General features: G+C 59.1%; 14 protein-coding genes. 10 read left to right on the top strand and 4 right to left on the bottom strand.

Annotated elements, in window-relative coordinates; all coding sequences use genetic code 11:
* Nucleotides 1-380: 380 nt before the first annotated feature.
* The 10 genes from U9R80_RS13970 (at nucleotide 381) to U9R80_RS13925 (ending at nucleotide 12,098) form a co-directional block, all read left to right on the top strand.
* Nucleotides 381-1,667, top strand: coding sequence for a tyrosine-type recombinase/integrase (locus U9R80_RS13970; RefSeq protein ID WP_301837683.1), 1,287 nt, complete (start codon nucleotides 381-383; stop codon nucleotides 1,665-1,667).
* Between the two features lie 28 nt (nucleotides 1,668-1,695).
* Nucleotides 1,696-2,898: a hypothetical protein gene (locus tag U9R80_RS13965; RefSeq protein ID WP_301837685.1), complete on the top strand. Its 1,203-nt coding sequence runs from the start codon at nucleotides 1,696-1,698 to the stop codon at nucleotides 2,896-2,898.
* Between the two features lie 268 nt (nucleotides 2,899-3,166).
* Complete coding sequence (locus U9R80_RS13960; RefSeq protein ID WP_301837686.1) at nucleotides 3,167-3,724, top strand: hypothetical protein; 558 nt, start codon at nucleotides 3,167-3,169, stop codon at nucleotides 3,722-3,724.
* A 121-nt stretch (nucleotides 3,725-3,845) separates the two neighbouring features.
* Nucleotides 3,846-4,871 (top strand): AraC family transcriptional regulator, encoded by a 1,026-nt coding sequence (locus U9R80_RS13955; RefSeq protein WP_301837687.1) that lies wholly within the window; start codon nucleotides 3,846-3,848, stop codon nucleotides 4,869-4,871.
* A gap of 160 nt (nucleotides 4,872-5,031) precedes the next feature.
* Nucleotides 5,032-6,375 carry an MFS transporter gene (locus tag U9R80_RS13950; protein ID WP_301837688.1) on the top strand — a complete coding sequence of 448 codons (1,344 nt, stop codon included), beginning with the start codon at nucleotides 5,032-5,034 and terminating at the stop codon, nucleotides 6,373-6,375.
* Between the two features lie 30 nt (nucleotides 6,376-6,405).
* Nucleotides 6,406-7,155 (top strand): nitroreductase, encoded by a 750-nt coding sequence (locus U9R80_RS13945; protein ID WP_301837689.1) that lies wholly within the window; start codon nucleotides 6,406-6,408, stop codon nucleotides 7,153-7,155.
* The gene (locus tag U9R80_RS13940) at nucleotides 7,155-8,417 is read left to right on the top strand and encodes an OprD family porin (protein ID WP_301837690.1); all 1,263 of its coding nucleotides are present in this window, start codon (nucleotides 7,155-7,157) and stop codon (nucleotides 8,415-8,417) included. The genes U9R80_RS13945 and U9R80_RS13940 overlap by 1 nt, the downstream gene beginning before the upstream one ends.
* A 181-nt stretch (nucleotides 8,418-8,598) precedes the next feature.
* Nucleotides 8,599-9,132 carry a sigma-70 family RNA polymerase sigma factor gene (locus U9R80_RS13935; RefSeq protein WP_301837691.1) on the top strand — a complete coding sequence of 178 codons (534 nt, stop codon included), beginning with the start codon at nucleotides 8,599-8,601 and terminating at the stop codon, nucleotides 9,130-9,132.
* On the top strand, nucleotides 9,125-9,658 hold the full coding sequence (locus U9R80_RS13930) for a DUF4880 domain-containing protein (RefSeq protein ID WP_301837692.1): 534 nt from the start codon (nucleotides 9,125-9,127) through the stop codon (nucleotides 9,656-9,658). The genes U9R80_RS13935 and U9R80_RS13930 overlap by 8 nt, the downstream gene beginning before the upstream one ends.
* A gap of 82 nt (nucleotides 9,659-9,740) precedes the next feature.
* Nucleotides 9,741-12,098 carry a TonB-dependent receptor domain-containing protein gene (locus U9R80_RS13925; protein ID WP_301837693.1) on the top strand — a complete coding sequence of 786 codons (2,358 nt, stop codon included), beginning with the start codon at nucleotides 9,741-9,743 and terminating at the stop codon, nucleotides 12,096-12,098.
* Between the two features lie 77 nt (nucleotides 12,099-12,175).
* Here the strand turns inward: U9R80_RS13925 and U9R80_RS13920 are convergent, their stop codons facing one another.
* Genes U9R80_RS13920 through U9R80_RS13905 form a run of 4 tightly spaced genes read right to left on the bottom strand, consistent with a single transcriptional unit; the run spans nucleotide 12,176 to nucleotide 16,709 of the window.
* Nucleotides 12,176-13,408 carry an MFS transporter gene (locus tag U9R80_RS13920; protein ID WP_301837694.1) on the bottom strand — a complete coding sequence of 411 codons (1,233 nt, stop codon included), beginning with the start codon at nucleotides 13,406-13,408 and terminating at the stop codon, nucleotides 12,176-12,178.
* Nucleotides 13,405-14,130: a 2OG-Fe dioxygenase family protein gene (locus U9R80_RS13915; protein ID WP_301837695.1), complete on the bottom strand. Its 726-nt coding sequence runs from the start codon at nucleotides 14,128-14,130 to the stop codon at nucleotides 13,405-13,407. The genes U9R80_RS13920 and U9R80_RS13915 overlap by 4 nt, the downstream gene beginning before the upstream one ends.
* 4 nt (nucleotides 14,131-14,134) lie before the next feature.
* Complete coding sequence (locus U9R80_RS13910) at nucleotides 14,135-15,490, bottom strand: ATP-grasp domain-containing protein (RefSeq protein ID WP_301837696.1); 1,356 nt, start codon at nucleotides 15,488-15,490, stop codon at nucleotides 14,135-14,137.
* A 34-nt stretch (nucleotides 15,491-15,524) separates the two neighbouring features.
* Nucleotides 15,525-16,709, bottom strand: a complete 1,185-nt coding sequence (locus U9R80_RS13905; protein WP_324802952.1) for a KamA family radical SAM protein — start codon at nucleotides 16,707-16,709, stop codon at nucleotides 15,525-15,527.
* Nucleotides 16,710-16,734 lie beyond the last annotated feature (25 nt).

Below are 16,734 nucleotides of genomic sequence, written 5' to 3'. Positions count from 1 at the left end.
TGAAGACCAACTATCCATCTAAAGCGCTAGTGGCGCCATCTCAAGAGATGGGCGCTTCAAGCTTGGGGCCGCACGGCTTGGTGCGCGCAGCCGTGCGGTCGGAATTTATTAGTCCCGATTAGATAAAAACTCTCAATATATAACTAAAGCGTCGTTAGTTGCCTGGCCATTATTGAGCCCTTGAAAAGTGGCACTTGCAAAGCCAGGCTTGCTGTGTATAACCTACATGCCATCGATCAAATGGTTAGGGCTAGGTGATGAGTGATTCATCCAGGCAGACGGACGCGCTCGCCTCGAAAAAACGGAAGGGTAAGTCCCCTACTTCCGATAACTCCCAGAATCGGAAGTCTGCAATCCAGCATTCAAAGAAGGATGGCGAGATGTTGAGCCCACATCCGCTGTTTAACACCTATAAAGAATTCATCAACCACGCTCGCGATGAGCCCGACCCAAGCCTTCCGCTGGTGATGAACTATCTGGCTAACTTTGATGCGCTGCTAAAACCCATAGACGGTTTCGAAGCCGTCAGTGGTTTTCTGCGTTCATACTCCAGCGTCGAGGCGACATTCGTTTCGTATCGCACCCATGCCGAGCGCCTGCTGCTTTGGGCATTGTTGATCAGAAAGAAGCCCCTCATGGAGCTTCGTCGCACAGACGCCGAAACTTTTTTGGAATTCTGCACGAATCCACCCACGGGCTGGCTTGGCCCCGTGACACGCAGCAGGTTTCTGATCCAGGCGTCAGACAAAGATTCAGGGCTGTGCCCAAATCCACGCTGGCGTCCATTCTCGGTGAAGACAGCGAATCGCACGCCTGATACCGCTGATCTTGACGGCCCGGGTGCCGGCGTTCCGTACCAGGCATCCCGAGGGAGTATTTCCCAGGTTTTCTCGGTTTGCAGCAGCTTGTACGAATACGGTCTCGATGAGGGCCTGACGTCGGCGAATCCCTTCAGAGCGATCAAACAGAAGTCGCGCTTCAAAGCGTCGCGCTCAATGGAGCAAACCGGACGCGCCCTCACGCCTCTTCAATGGGACTTCGTGCTGACCACCGCTGAAAAAATGGCAGCAACGGCTCCTGAGCGCTATGAGCGCACCCTGTTCATCGCCGCAACGTTGTTCTCGATGTACCTACGCGTTTCAGATGTCTGTGGTCGGGTGAATTGGCAGCCCACGATGGGCTCATTCAAGGCAGATCATGAAGGCAACTGGTGGTTCCACCTCATTGGTAAGGGTGACAAAGCCGCCAAGGTAGCGGTTAGGCCGGAATACATTGATCGGTACCTAAAGCGCTATCGGCGGTTCATGGGGCTGTCTGAACTGCCACTACCTAATGAACAGGCCCCTCTGATTGCGACCTTGAATGGTCGTCCAGGGTTATCCACTCGAATGGTTCATTCGATTATCCAGGAACTGTTCGACCGAGCCGTTGATGAGATGATACGCGAAGGTCGTCAGCCGGGCGAGATCGTGGCTCTGCAACTGGCCTCCACTCACTGGCTAAGGCATACGGCGGCGACACTTGATGCCCCCTGGCGAGACGCCAAGGACTTACAGATGGATCTACGTCACAACAACTTGGCCACTACGCAGGATATCTACTACAGCAGCTACGAGGACAAACGCTCGTACTCGCTTAGAAAATTGGGATTGAAAAATCGCGACTGAAGTTCAGAAATAACTGGTAGAAGAAAACATGGAATCAATATCCCGCCCTTGCTTCGAGACGCTACAAGAATTTGAACGGCTAGACCCAGACACATTTGATGGCGAGCTCCCTGTAGTTAAGGAGTATCTTAACCGATGCCCGGCTAGCAGTCTGCCGACAAAAAGCTACCTGCTGGTGAAGCAGTTTTTGATTGAACATGCCGAATCTACGCGCTATTCGAACTACCGAAGGTATATCGAGCGACTTTTGCTCTGGAGCATTTTGGAGGCAAAAAAACCTATAACCGATTTGAATGAAGGCGACCTTCAAGCATTTATGAGTTTCTGCACATCTCCCCCGGACTCTTGGGTGGCAGATAAGTCTTGTCGGCGATTTACACTTGGCAACCTGAGACAGGCAATAGGATTTAACCCCGCCTGGCGTCCGTTTAGCTTTGATCAGCCGCCTATTGGGGAAGACGGTATCCGCTTAACGTACATAGCTGGTAGAGGCGCGCTCGCTAAACAGTGGTCAGTGGTTGCGACTTTTTTTCTGCATCTGCACTACAGTGAACTTATAGCAGTCAACCCTGCGCGAAGGCTACACGCTGCCGGCTTCTACGCTTTAAGTCTTCCTATTCACACAGGTGCGAATATTTTCACTGATGAAGAGTTCGCGGTCTTGATGTTGACGCTCGGCGACATGGCGGATGAGGACATCCAAAATGAACGTACGCTACTCATGATGGCGTCAGTTTATTATCTTAGGATGCAGCCATCTGAGATCGACAGCTTAGGGAATAAACTAACGTTCAGTGCGCTGGGGCTCATGCGCGATGGAACTTACGATTTAGTGGAGGACAATTTCCCGGGCAATCGAGCATGGAAAATCCATCCAGAGTTCGTAGCTAAGTATGTGAATCGTTATCGTGAAAAACTCGGCCAAAAATCCCTTCCATTGGAGCGTGATCACACATTGTTGTTCGGGAAAATTCGTGGGAAAGGTTCGATAAGCTCAGCTCATGCGAGAGAGTTATTCCGGACTGTATGTCAGGTTGTCATTGATCGGCTTACCGAAAGTGGACATGAAGTCTCGCCTGACTCAGGGTTCCGTAAAGCGAGTCTGTTCTGGTTGCGAGAAACAGGTATGCACCACAGCGCAAGGACGATGGGGATGGATGACGTAATCAGGCTTGTGCGAAAATCAAACGCGGAAAGTGCCTACCGACGTTTCTTTGCATGGCGTGGTTAGAATTCAGCAGGTCGCCCTACTCTTTACGGGGGTTATTTGCAGTCAGATTTTTTAGCTCAACTAAATGACTATTTAGTTGAGTTATATCCAGCCTACCTCAATAAAGTCCAATATATCCCGCTCCTCTCATCATCACGCCACCCCTCGCACCTGCCTCAACCCCTTGAAAATAGGACATTTCCTAGCCATGCCTGAAAGCCTCTCAGGTACAGTCCCTGCCGCGGGATAAATGCAGTAAATCAAACCATTCAAAAAGGATACGAATGTCATGCGCGCTGTCATCATGCAAGGAAGTTATGGTGTCTTCCCTACCGAAAATCTGTCGCTCTCCATGCCCGCCATACAAACCTGTATCGGCCTGTATGGAGAAGACGCAACCGCTGGAAAGCTGGTGTGCGCTCACTTCGATACTGACAAGCAGTTAAAGCACAATATCAATCGGATGCTCACGGCAATCTATCGCGCCGACATGAGTTCCAGCCGCACTCGCATCAAGATATTCGGCGGCGATGGTCATTTGTCACGCTTGCGGTGCTCCACCCCGTCCACCTACATTGGTATGCAGATCATTGCTGTCTTGAAGGCAGCAGGGTTTAAGAGTATCGAATACACGCAGCACTATTCCGGGCTGATTCCGCGAACATTCAATTATGAATACCGCAGTGGGGTGAGTGTGGTGGTGCCGGTATTGTCTGCGGACAGTGCCCCTTTCCTGGGTATTCATCCGGACGTCCATCAACGTGCGTGGCAGCGTATTAAAAAAAGACCCGACCAATACACGCCTCAAGATGCCGAGATGCACAACGTTACTCAGTATTATCGTTAATCAGGTTGCCTACTGCCCTACCCCTTAAACGCTTGGCGCATATGCAAAAATGTGCGCCCCGCCGTTCACGGCCATCTGGTAAGTTTCCTTCCGGCTTGAATCAACGGATGGAGACGTCGCAATGCTCGCTGCCTATAAGGGAACCACCTCCATCAGCCTTGTGCGTGAAGCCCTTTATGGAGCGGCCCAGCGGGGGCTCTGTACTGCCCTCCCCCTGCAGCAGGCGTGTATCGACCCGCAATTGCTGACGTCCCCCAATGCGCGGGTGTCAGCTGCCGCTTTCTCAAGGCTATGGGTGGCGTTGTCCGACATGCTCGACGATGAGTTCTTTGCTATCGACAGCCATCCCTTGCGACGCGGCAGCTTTCGCTTGATGTGCCATGCAACCATGGGGTGTGAGACGCTGGAACAGGCGCTGCGGCGGATACTCGCGTTCCTGCGCCTGGGGCTGGACGATCTGTATGGCGAATTGCAGATAGAGGGGAATTCGGCGCAGATCATCATCCATGACCATGGCATCGAGCGCCGGCTGTTCAGCTACGGCACCTGGCTGATCCTCGTGCATGGCCTGTTGTGCTGGCTGGGTAACCGTCGTATTCCATTGCAGGCGTTGAGTTTTCGCACGCCGCGTCCCATTGATGACAGTGACTACCGGATGCGATTCTGCGAGCACATCGAGTTCGGTGCGCCGGTAACTGTCGCACGTTTTGATCCTTGTTTCTTGAAGCTCAAGGTCGTCCAGACCCACGAGAGCCTGGCGACCTTCCTCAGGGAGTCGCCGGCCAGCCTGCTGGTCAAGTACCGCAACGATGCCAGCTTGAGTGCCCAAGTCAGGCAGCGGCTACGCAACCACCGCCCGGAAGACTGGCCGGCGCTGGATGAAATCGCCAATCAACTGAGCATGTCCAGCTCCACCCTGCAGCGGCGCTTGCAGGCCGAAGGCGAGAGTTACCAGGGGCTCAAGGACAACCTCCGGCGCGACATGGCCATCAACTTTCTCGGGCAATCGGACCTGACGGTCTGCGAAGTCGCCGCGCAGGCAGGCTTTCAGGAAACCAGTGCCTTTCACCGCGCCTTCAAGAAGTGGACCGGGGTAAGCCCCGGCGCCTATCGCCGCACCAGCACCTCGGAACGCAGGGTTTCCTGACTTCGTTCCTGCCAGTGCCCATTTCGGTCAATCACAACGACGCCCCCGGGCATGTGACGTATTGGTAAACCCCCCTAGGATTCGCAGCAGGTTGCCCACTGGGCCCTGGCATCACGACTGTGCACTTCACAAACAAGAATAAGAGCGAAGGAAGACAGATATGCAATCAGTGAACGTCTACGCGTTGGCGGGAGATTCAAAGTTCAATCGTTTTCATGAGCGCATCCTGTTCTGGTGTGTGCTCATTCTGATCATCGACGGCTACGACCTCGCCGTGGTCGGTGCGGCGCTGCCGGCGATCATGCAGGACATGAATGTCGACCCCACCAGCGCCGGCATCATGGCGGGCTCGGCGCTGTTGGGCACCATGCTGGGTGCGATTTTCCTCGGTACGCTGGCCGACCGCATCGGCCGTCCACGCATGATCGCCATCTGCGTGGCGCTGTTCAGCATCTTCACCGCAGTGGCAGGCCTGACCGACGACCCGGTCAGCTTCAGCATCGCGCGCTTCATTGCAGGCCTGGGCATCGGTGGTGTACTGCCAGTGTGTACGGCGCAGATGGGTGAGTACTCGCCCCTCAAGTTGCGCACCCGCCTGATCACCCTGGTGTTCGCGGGCTATTCGGTAGGCGGCATCCTGGTGGCACTTACCGCCAAGCAACTGATCGAGAGCTATGGCTGGCAGTGGGTGTTCTACGTCGCCGGGCTGCCCGTGCTGCTGATTCCTTTCATTCTCAAAAGCATGCCGCAGTCGATCGGCTACCTGCTCCGGACCGGTCGCCAGGATGAGCTGCGCGAGGTCGTGCAGAAGCTCGAGCCGGGCCTGAACCTGGCAAGCACTACCGTGGTGACGGGCAACGTACCTGTGCAGAACACCCAGGAAACCCCGGTACGCGACCTGTTCAAGCAAGGCCGCGGCTTCAGCACCGTGATGATCTGGACCGCCTTCATGACTGGCCTGTTCATGGTCTATGCCCTCAACTCCTGGCTCACCAAGCTGATGGCAATGGCGGGCTTCAGTCTGGGCTCGGCATTGAACTTCGTCATCGTCTTCAACCTCGGCTCAATCGCCGGCGCCATGGTCGGGGGCTGGTTGAGCGACAAGTTCAACATCAAGTATGTACTGGTGTGCTTCTACATCATCGGTGCCATCGCCCTCACCCTCCTGGGCTTCACCCGCGATACCACACTGCTGTTCGCCGTGGTGTTCCTGGTCGGCGCCTCCACCCTCGGTACGCAGTTGCTGGCCTATGCCTACGCCGGTGACTTCTACCCCTCGGAAATCCGCTCCACCGGCGTCGGCTTCGCTTCCGGTGTGGGTCGCATCGGCGCCATTGTCGCCCCGGTGCTGATTGGCTGGCTGGTGTCGTTGGCCCTGCCGCTGCAGCAGAACTTCATGGCCATCAGCCTGGCCGGCCTGATCGGTGCCCTGGCGGTCACCCTGATCAACCAGTCCCGGGCGCAATCGACCCAAGAGAAAAAAGCCCTGGCGTTGTCGCGCTGAGTCCATCGCAAGCTGCCTGCAGGATCAGACATGAACCGACTATCGCCACCGCCAGCCGACGCAGCGCTTGTGCACCAGGCCGTTGACTGGGCAATCACCACGCGACGCAGCATCCGGGCATTTCTTCCCACCCAGGTGGCGCAGGCCGACATCGAGGCCATCCTCGATGTCGCCCGCTTCAGCGCGACCGGCGTGAACATGCAACCCTGGCAGGTTCACGTGGTGACCGGCGAGGTGAAGGCGCGGTTGTCCCGCGCCATTGCCGAACTCGACGATCACCCGGAGCACAGCGCCCACCTGCAGGACCCGTACGCGTACTACCCGCGCCAATGGCAAGCGCCCTACCTCGACCGCCGGCGGGCCGTGGGCTGGGCGCTCTACGGATTGCTGGGCATCGACAAGGGTGACAAGCAACGCATGCATCAACAGCACGGTCGCAACTACCGGTTCTTCGACGCCCCGGTGGGCCTGCTGTTCACTATCGACCGCAGCCTCGGCGAAGGCAGCCTGCTCGACTACGGCATGTTCTTGCAAAGTGTGATGGTCGCCGCGCGCGGCCGAGGCCTGCACACCTGCCCGCAGGCCTCCTTCCTCAAGTACCACGCCCTCATCGCGCAGCACTTGGGCATTGCGCCCGAGCAGATGCTGGTGTGTGGCATGAGCCTCGGCTACGCCGACCCTGCATTTGTCGAAAACACCTTGGTGACCGATCGGGAGCCGGTCAGTGCGTTTACAACGTTCCACTGTGATCACAACAACAAAAATAAAAGGTGCCTGTAATGTCGAAACACCCTGTGAAGCTGCTGCTCGCCACGGCTGTTGCCACGCAAACCCCTGTGGCACTGGCGGACTTTGTCCATGACGCAAAGGCAAGCCTTGAATTGCGCAACTTCTACTACAACCGCGACTTTCGCAACGACGATGCACGCCAGAACAAGCGCGATGAATGGGGCCAGGGCTTCATCCTCAACCTGCAATCGGGCTTTACCGAAGGGACGGTCGGTTTTGGTGTCGATGCCCTGGGCCTGCTGGGGGTGAAGCTCGACTCCAGTCCCGACCGCACCGGCTCAGGCCTGCTGGCCTATGACTCCGAGCGCAACGTCGAGGACGAATACAGCAAGATGACCGTGACCGCCAAGGCGCGCATGGGCAAAAGCGAGCTGCGTATCGGCGGCATCAACCCGGTCATGCCATTGCTCGCAAGCAACAACAGCCGCCTGCTGCCCCAGGTGTTTCGCGGCGGTAGCCTGGTGTCCAACGACCTGTCCGGGCTGACCTTCTCGGCGCTGCGCATCAGCAAGGTCAAGCAGCGCAACTCCACCGACTTCGAGTCCCTCACCGCCACGGCCTACGCGCCGGTGGAAGCGGACTACTACAACTACCTGGCCTTCGACTACAAAGCGCTGCCGACCCTGACCCTGAGCTATCACGTCGCCGAGCTTGAAGACCTGTACCGCAACAACTACGCCGGCCTGAAACTCAACCAACCCCTGTCGGTCGGTACCCTCATTACCGATATACGCCTGTTCGATGCCAACGAGACCGGTGACAAACGCCTGGGCGAAGTCGACAACCGGACCTTGAGCAGTTACCTGGCCTATAGCCTAAAGGGCCACACCTTGGGCGGCGGTTACCAGAAGGCCTGGGGCGATACCCCGTTTGCATTCGTCAACGGCACCGACACTTACCTGTTTGCCGAGTCCCTGGTCAGTACCTTCACCGCTGCCAATGAGCGCGTCTGGTTCGCCCGCTACGACTTCGACTTCGTCACGCTGGGTGTTCCCGGCCTGACCCTGGGGGTGAAATACGCCAAGGGCGAGGACGTCGATCCGACCATGGTCAACACCTCACAGGCCGCCGGTCTTCGCGCCACAGGGGAAGACGGCAAGGAGTGGGAGCGCATGACCGACATCACCTACGTGGTCCAGAGCGGCCCGGTCAAAGGGCTTTCGCTGCAATGGCGCAACTCCACCAACCGCTCCACCTATGCCGACAGCGCCAACGAAAACCGTTTGATCCTGCGGTACACGATCAGCTACTGAGCAGTCGCGGGGCACGCTGGGTGTACCGGCCTCATGGCCGGCATGCCAGCGCCCACCGCTTTCATGGGTCCCCCGCGAACACACCAGATCATCACCCCCCTTGCCTGCCCCGCCCCGACATGACAGCATTCGCAACCGCATCAGCTTCCCATTTAGATTTGTCTTCGCTCGAGGTCTTGTCGTGCCGGGCCAGCCCGTATCCCCTCTTTCCGAGCTTTATCAGCGCCATCACGGCTGGCTGGTCGGCTGGCTGCGCAAGAAGCTGGGTTGTCCCGACAATGCCGCCGACCTGACCCAGGACACCTTTGTCAAACTGCTGGGCCTTGAGCATCTGCCTGCACTCAAGGAGCCCCGGGCGTTTCTCCTGGTGGCGGCCAACCGCTTGTTGATCAATCAGTACCACCGGCGCCGGGTCGAGGATGAAACCTTGCGCAGCATGGCGGTGCTGATGGAACAAACCACCCAGCAAGGCCCGGAGCAGATCGTTGCGGTGCGCCAATTGCTGGGTAAAGTCCTGCTGTTGCTGCTTGAAGAGCTCGATGAAAAGCCCCGCACGGCCTTCCTCATGGCGCGGGTCGATGGCTGCGCCTACAGCGAAATCGCCCGCCACTTGCAGGTCTCGGAAAGCAGCGTGAAGCAGTACCTGGCCAAGGCGCTGGCGCACTTTCATGCGCGCCTGTTCGATGCCATGCCTGAAGGGTTTACGCATGACTGAGGCCCGGCCCCTGGACACCATTCGCGACCAGGCAGCCCAATGGCTGGTGTGCCTGGACGAGCGCCCGACGCCGGAAGACCTGGCGCAGTTTCGCACCTGGTGCGAGGCCGACAGTCGTCACGGGCAGGTTTACCAGCAGTTGCAGCAACTCTGGCAGGCCGTCTCGCCACCCACGCAAAGACGCTCACGGCCCATCGTGGCCATCGGCCTTGCCCTGGCGTTGCCGGTCGCCATTGCGGCGGTACAGTTCCTGCCGCTGGAGTTCGGAAACAGCCAACCCGCGCCCATTGCGGCGCCCGCCGCGCAGGCGGTGTTTCATGACCGTCCACTGCCCGAAGTGCTGGGCGAACTGGACCGCCACCGCCCCGGCTTGATCTGGAGCGACGCGGCCTCGTTGCAAGGCTTGCGCTTCACCGGCGTGCTGCCGCTGCAGGATACCGACGCCGCCTTGGCGTTGTTGCAGGCAACGCTGCCGATCCGCGTCGACGTCTACAGCCGCTACCTGGTGAACGTGCGGCCACGTTGAAAAAAAACATCCGAATCGACTGCCCGATTCTTTTGCAGCCCGGTCATTGAAGTAAATACAGTCGATTGCACAGGCTCTACCGATGACCACCACTGCTCAATTGTTTCGCCACAGCGCCCTGGCACTGGCCCTGGCCTGCGCCGCACCGGCCTTTGCCGATAGCGTCCAGACCACCTACCACTTCGAGCTGGCCAGCCAATCGCTGGCCAGCGCCCTGACCGCACTGGCCACCCGCACCGGGCTTGCCATCGGTGTTGATGCCACGTTGCTGCGCGGCAAATCGGCGCCTGCATTGCAGGGTGACTACAGCGCCGGGCGTGCGCTCGATGCCTTGCTCCAGGGCAGCGGTCTGCAGTGGCGCCTGAGCGGGCCAAACAGCATCGTTGTGCAACCGGCACCCGTAGTCGATCTGGGCAGCGCCCCGATGGCGCTGTCTGAAACCCTGGTCACTGCCTCGCGCAGCGAAGCCAGCATCGCCTCGATCCCGGGCACGGTGCAGGTGATACAGGCGCCGCAGATTGCCCAGCAGTCTGCCGCCGGGCGCAAGGTCGCCGATATTCTGGGCACCCTGGTACCGGGCCTGGCCCCCTCCTCCGGGACCATGAGCAACTACGGCCAGACCCTGCGCGGGCGCTCCGTGCTGGTGTTGATCGACGGCGTCTCGCAAAACGCCAGCCGCGATGTGTCGCGCCAACTCAACAGCGTCGCGCCTTCGAGCATCGAGCGCATCGAGGTGGTATCGGGGGCTAGCAGCCTGTATGGCGCCGGAGCCTCGGGGGGCATCATCAACATCATCACCAAGCGCAACGATGGCCAGGCGCTGGCGTTCAGCAGCCGCGCGGGCATCAGCAGCGCCGACAATTTCAACCACAAGGGCTTCGCCTACGAAGGCTTCCAGAGTGTGACCGGCCGCCAGGATGCACTGGACTGGTACCTCTCGGCAGACCTCGTACAGCGTAACGACCAGTTCGACGGCAATGGCAAGCGCATCCCCCAGGAGGCCTTCCAGGGCAGCAACATGGACACCGAGAGCCATGACCTGCATGCCAAGTTCGGCTACGACCTCAACGACCAGCGCCGCATGACCCTCGCCCTGCAGGAGTACGAAGACAAGCAGGACACCGGCTATGTGGCCGGCACCCGCAATGGTGAGTCGGTGGCGATCAAAGGCCTGCAACTGAGCGACCAGCCCTTCACCCACAACCAGGCGGTGAACTTCAACTACAGCGACAACGACTTGTTCGGCCAGGAACTGCTGCTGGAGAGCTACTGGCGCAAGCAGCAGGCGCGGTTTTTCCCGTACAACTGGGGTAGCAATGCCGGGGTGGTCGCCTCCGAGAGCGAAGCGCGGGTGTATGGCCTGCGCGCTGCCGTGCAAAGCAGCCTGCCAAGCATCGGCAGCGCCAGCGGCAGCCTGGTCTGGGGGGCGGACTTCGAGAACGAACAGGTCAGCCAGGACGGTGATCGCTACAGCGTCGATGGCCTGGTCTACACCCCCACCGGCCAGACCTATGCGTTCGGTCCGGACATCGAAACCAACACCACCGCGCTGTTCGCTCAATCAACCTGGGAAGTCGGCGACTGGACCTTGCGCGGCGGTGCCCGGCACGAGTGGATTCATAGCGATGTGGACGATAGCGTAGCGTTCGGCGGCATCTGGCAGGCGGGTGTTTCCGAGGTGTTGCCCGGTGGCACCCTGAAGTACGAAGACACCCTCTACAACCTGGGTGCGGTGTACCACCTGAGCACGACCCAGGATGTGTTCGTCAATTTCAGCCAGGGCTTCTCGCTGCCCGACATCCAGCGATTCCTGCGCGATGTACGCGGCAGCTACGACATTCAGGACCTCAATGCCCAGGCCATCAAAGTCGACAGCTATGAGGTGGGCTGGCGCGGTGACTGGGAGGCGTTGCAGGCCAACGTCACCGTGTTCGAGAACCGCTCGGACATCACCCAGTACTACGATTCGGTCACCCGTGCCCAGCGCCTGATCGACCAGAAGGAGCGCGTGCGCGGGGTCGAGACCAGCCTGACCTACCACCTGGACAGCGCCTGGTCGCTGGGCGGCACCTACGCCTGGACCAAGGGCCAGACCCATCAGAACGGCGAATGGCTGGATCTGCCAGCCACGCGTATCTCGCCGGCCAAGACCACCGCCTTCGTCGCCTTTGATAACGATGACTACAACTTGCGCCTGCAAGCCATGCGCCTTGAAAGCTATGACGACGGCTTCAACGATGGCAATGGCCGCAAGATCGAAGGCTACACCACCGTCGACCTGCTGGCGGGAGTGGCGCTGCCGGTCGGCAAGCTGGAAATGGGGGTCTACAACCTCAGTGATCGCAACTACCAGACGCTCTACATGCAGGCCAACGCCGCAGCGCCCTACCCCCATGCCGAAGGACGTCGCCTGGCACTGAGCTACGCCGTGGACTGGTGATTCAACCCTGCAAAGCAAAGCGTTCCGGGGGGGGCTGCCCGTGCAACACCCCTCTGAACACATCTCCTTTGTCGAGCTCAATATTTCTTCCACGCCCCCACGCCAGTCGGCAGCCTTTTGATCCACAGCGCCATGATGACCAGTGCGGCCAACGGCAAGCCATGGAACACGACAATCACCTGGGCCGGGGGCCACGCCACATAGAACGGTCCTACAAGGAGCATCCCCACGCCGAAGCCGGCCATCTGGATCAGGGTCAGCAGACTGAACAGTGGCAGGCGCAGGCTATCGGGCTCACTCTGCGCCCGGGAGACCAGGGCCACCTCGGACAGACCATCCCCCAGGCCCGCCCACACGACCAACACCAGTGCCAGCCACAACTCGGTTTGTTGAAAGGTCAGAATGAAGCCGCTGGACATCAGCGCCACACCAAGCATGAACACGCGTTCCATGCGGTGCGTGCCACCCCGGTTCAATACCGCACTGGCCAGGCGTGCACCGACGAACTTGCCACAGGCCCACACCGCCAGTAAGTAACCCATCACCGTTTTCGCCGTGTCCGGAGAAATGTACTGGGACAGCACGGGCCACCCGACGTTATGGGCGGCGCTACCCAGGGTGTCGAGCATGCTGACCAGCAACATGGCCGCCAGCACCGGCGCGCCGCGCAGTCCTGTTCTCAGTTCGTGCCACTCGGCAGCCAGGCCCCGATGCGCAGCAACGGCGACCGAGTACAACCCGCGCAACGGCAAGATCAAGCCGGCGGCCAGCACGTAGGTGGCAATGTTGGCGGTGAACACCCCTTCAAACCCCGCCGTTGCGATCAGCACCCCCGACAGCAAGCTGCCGAACACCGCGCCGGTGGCGGCGGCAGAGGTAATCCACGCATTGGTGCTCACCCGCTGCTCAAGCGCGACCCAGGTGGGTAACTGGCTGTTGATACCAATGGCAAACAGCGAATTGCACAGGCCAATCCCAAAGGCGATGAAGGGCAGGATGCTGAGCTGATGCGCCGGTATCAGCACCAGCAGCGGCGTCAACAACAGCGCCCTGGCCAGGTCCAGGCCGGCCAGGGCGCCACGCCCGGCAAAGCGCCGGAAAAACGCAATGCCGAACAGGCTGGCGACAATCCCGCCAGTGACTCGACACGCCAGGAAGAGACTGACGAACACTACGCTTTCGCTGAGCCAGTAGACATAGGTGGACAGCGCCACCATGTTGAGGAACGCGCCAAAATCCGAAATCCCCCTGGCGATGATGATCAGGCGCGCGTTGCGGGTCGAGCGGGCCAACGGCGAATCGCGGCTCATGAACGCTGTGCCTCTGCGTCAGGTGCCACGCTGCGCAGGCCCACCAGCAACACATCGCGCCAGGCGGGTGCCGTATCGTCCAGCGGGCGAACATTACTGCCGCGGTGGTAGATCTCGCGGTCGTTCATCACCAGGGTTTCGAGGAACTGCCCCATCGCCAGGTTCCATACCCGACTGTGTTCGGTTTCACTGGCAAACACCTCCGAAACCACCGGCACCGTATTGTGCTCGCCAATGAAATGCGCAAATACCCAGTCCAGGCCATCCTGATGAATCCCCGAGGTGGTCGGGCTGCTGGACTGGGCATCTGCCCTGACCCGGAACAGGTGGATATCAATCGTATAAGCCTGCCTGCCCAGATGCGGGCCAATCACCGCAAGGTCCGTGGCCAGCAGCCGGTGCAGCAGCGGATGCGAGAGAAAGCCCTCCTCGCAATAGCTCAAGTGATTCACACCCTGGCGATAGGTGATGGCATAGGTGACGGCTGACTCGAACGCGGCATTCCTGTCGAGTTGCAGCTGCCGTGAAGGCAACAGTCGATAGCGCAGGATACGGCGTTCGCGGTGGGTGTACGCCTTGAACGCCTCGTCCCGCACCAGGTTTGACCAATACGCGCGAAAGCTGTCCTCTTCACCGGGCTCGATCGGCACCAGCGCCCGAAAATCCCGGATGTGGCAATAGTGATGCTCGCGCAAATGCGCCGAAATCTGTTGGACGTCCATCGCGCTATCCTGCCGCCGGGTTATCGAGGATGACGCGCAGGTTTTGCCTGATTGCATCATGCAGGGAATGGGCGTGTGCGGCATCGTCGACCTTGGCCCAGCACTTGAGCAAGTAGTGCTCTTCGATATCCGCGTCGATGTAGCTGCCGGCGTTCTGCTGGGCATACTCCAGCACACAGGCGTGCTGATCCAGGAAGTCCAGGCCTTCAATACCCTTGAAATGGCCGCTGTGTTGCGGAAAGAGCGCCAGCATCGAGTAGCGTTGTTGCGCTGCGGCGACCTTCTGCGCTGCGCCAACGAGCTGCACGTCTATCCCCGCTTCGCCCAGCAATACCGAGATGTACAGCTGGTAGGGATCGATGGCGGCCAGGTCACGAAACGCCGCATTGACGTAGAGCCCGCCCATGCGCGGGTTGATCTCGATGGCCACAGGGCCTTCGGCGCTCATGCGGAACTCGAAATGCACCACCGCGTTGGTCAGGCCAACCGCGCGCAGGCAATCCACGGCGTACTGGCGGATCTGCTTGCACTGCTGCTCGGTAAAGGACGCCGGCGGCGAAATCAGCAGGTTTTCAAGGACCGTGCCACGGCGCTCTGTGAGGATCAGTTTTTCGTTGATCAGCAGCGCATGGACCTGCCGGCCGACAACCACACACTCGACACTCCCTTCAATGCCCGGGATATATCCCTCCAGCAGCATGCTGCAGCCTGGAACGTTCGCGTGCCCGTCCGCCAGGGTGTGTGCAACGCCATAGAAGTCCGCGTGGACGGCCGCGCCGTGATCGCGGCGAAAATGCGCATAATGGCCGCGCAATTCTTCCCAGTTGCAACACTTCTTGATAAACGCGGAAGCACCGCCAAAGGGCGGCTTGGCAATCAGCGGATATCCCACCCGCTCAGCCCCCGCCTTGAGGGCCTGTTCGTCATTGCACAGCGCGAAGGGCACGGAGCGAAGCCCTTGTTTGTCCAGCACACGGCGCATCAGGAACTTGTTGTTGCAGGCGGCAATGGCCTCGGGGCAGGTGTGAACCAGGCCGAGCCGCTGACAGGCCCGCGCCACAATCCCCCCCACGTCCCCGTGAGTCGACGAATGTCCGGCCTGGCAGAAAATCGCCCGCAGGGTGTACTCCCCCTCAAGTCGGCCAACCAGGCCCAGGAGGGCGAGTTCGCTCAACGACTCGAGCAGGAACACCTCGTCACTATCATCCCAGAGTCGTTGCAGGTGATGACGCCCCGCCACCGCTGCCGTCAAACACACCAAGTCCTGTTCGCGGGCCGCTGCAAAGTGCGGTTCACGGTAGCGATAGCGAACATGGGGACTGTCATCGACATCAATAAAAAGAATGGCATCCTGCTTCATGATCAAAACGTCCTGTTTCGGTAATTAAGTAAGTTTAGGCGTCCTGCCAACTGCACCAGTGGCCTTGCCAGTTCCGGAAACGGTAATGGCGCTGTCCATCGCGAACTTCAAAGTGCGGCAAGTCCTGAGGCTTGTCAAAATCCAGCAAGGGCACGGTGAACTTGCCCTGGGCGTGGGGTAGAACATATTCGGGCATGGCGATGTTGGACACACGTCGTTTAAGCCGATCCATGATGGCGATGGCCTGACTGATCGATGCCTTGTATTGCGACGCACCCGGCGAGAACGGCATGAAGTGGTACAGGTAATAGGGTTTTACACCCAGGCGATAAAGGTCAATAAACAGTGTGTGCAAAGTCTCCTCATCGTCATTCACGCCGCGCAACAACGGCATGTTGGAAAACACAATCGGTACCACACGCTGAATACGTTTGACCGCCGCGGTAAACTCAGCGCTCAGTTCAAGTGGATGGCAGACATGAACACCAAAGGCGTTGACCTTGTACTTCTCCAACATGGCCACCAATTCATCGGTGATGCGAAACGGGTTGAAGCTCAAGGCGCGCGAATGAATGCGAATCAGCAGGTCGTCGCTGACGCCGCGCAAGGCCGCCAGGTTCTCTTCCAGCCTGCGGTCAGCCAGCATCAGGGGGTCGCCGCCGCTGAGAATCACCTCTTCAATGGCCGGGTTATTGCGCACGTACTCCACCGATGCCAGGAATGAGCGGGTGTTGGCATTGGCTTTTCCGGTATCGACCTGCAAGGTACGCAGGGCCTCGAAACAGAACTGGCAATAGGCATTGCAGGTATTGGTCATGCGCAGGATGACGCGGTTGTCGTACTTGTGCTGGCAAATAGGCGTCTTCATCTCATGGTGCAATTCCCAATTCTCGGAAGTGCCGTCGTAGTCACCCGCTACGGCTTCACTCCAGTAGGGCACCACCTGCTGCCACAGTGGATGCTCCGTCACCGGGCCGTTATCGAGCGAACGCATGATGAGATCAATGTAGTACGGCGTGATTTGCATCTTGCGCGTTTGCAAGTTGCGCTCAATATGCACCGAGATTTCTTTGCTCCAACCACCGCAGGCCGCGTTAAGTGCAGGTTCGTCGCGTACAGCGTTCTTCTGTTGCCAGCGCCAGTCATTCCATTGACCGGCGCCCTTAATGCTCTGTTTATAAATCGGCATATTGCATGCGCCTCCTTGTGCGAAAGACACTGAGGCTAGTAAAAATATTTCTCAA

The sequence above is a fragment of the Pseudomonas sp. JQ170C genome, assembly GCF_035581345.1.
In the GTDB taxonomy this organism is placed as follows: Bacteria; Pseudomonadota; Gammaproteobacteria; order Pseudomonadales; family Pseudomonadaceae; genus Aquipseudomonas.
This window is presented reverse-complemented; position numbering and strand designations above follow the sequence as displayed.

What these genes read in the sequence shown, in the direction of transcription:
- U9R80_RS13970 (WP_301837683.1), top strand. Translation starts at nt 381, where the DNA reads ATGTTGAGCCCACATCCGCTGTTTAACACCTATAAAGAATTCATCAAC.
- U9R80_RS13965 (WP_301837685.1), top strand. Translation starts at nt 1,696, where the DNA reads ATGGAATCAATATCCCGCCCTTGCTTCGAGACGCTACAAGAATTTGAA.
- U9R80_RS13960 (WP_301837686.1), top strand. Translation starts at nt 3,167, where the DNA reads ATGCGCGCTGTCATCATGCAAGGAAGTTATGGTGTCTTCCCTACCGAA.
- U9R80_RS13955 (WP_301837687.1), top strand. Translation starts at nt 3,846, where the DNA reads ATGCTCGCTGCCTATAAGGGAACCACCTCCATCAGCCTTGTGCGTGAA.
- U9R80_RS13950 (WP_301837688.1), top strand. Translation starts at nt 5,032, where the DNA reads ATGCAATCAGTGAACGTCTACGCGTTGGCGGGAGATTCAAAGTTCAAT.
- U9R80_RS13945 (WP_301837689.1), top strand. Translation starts at nt 6,406, where the DNA reads ATGAACCGACTATCGCCACCGCCAGCCGACGCAGCGCTTGTGCACCAG.
- U9R80_RS13940 (WP_301837690.1), top strand. Translation starts at nt 7,155, where the DNA reads ATGTCGAAACACCCTGTGAAGCTGCTGCTCGCCACGGCTGTTGCCACG.
- U9R80_RS13930 (WP_301837692.1), top strand. Translation starts at nt 9,125, where the DNA reads ATGACTGAGGCCCGGCCCCTGGACACCATTCGCGACCAGGCAGCCCAA.
- U9R80_RS13925 (WP_301837693.1), top strand. Translation starts at nt 9,741, where the DNA reads ATGACCACCACTGCTCAATTGTTTCGCCACAGCGCCCTGGCACTGGCC.
- U9R80_RS13920 (WP_301837694.1), bottom strand. Translation starts at nt 13,408, where the DNA reads ATGAGCCGCGATTCGCCGTTGGCCCGCTCGACCCGCAACGCGCGCCTG.
- U9R80_RS13915 (WP_301837695.1), bottom strand. Translation starts at nt 14,130, where the DNA reads ATGGACGTCCAACAGATTTCGGCGCATTTGCGCGAGCATCACTATTGC.
- U9R80_RS13910 (WP_301837696.1), bottom strand. Translation starts at nt 15,490, where the DNA reads ATGAAGCAGGATGCCATTCTTTTTATTGATGTCGATGACAGTCCCCAT.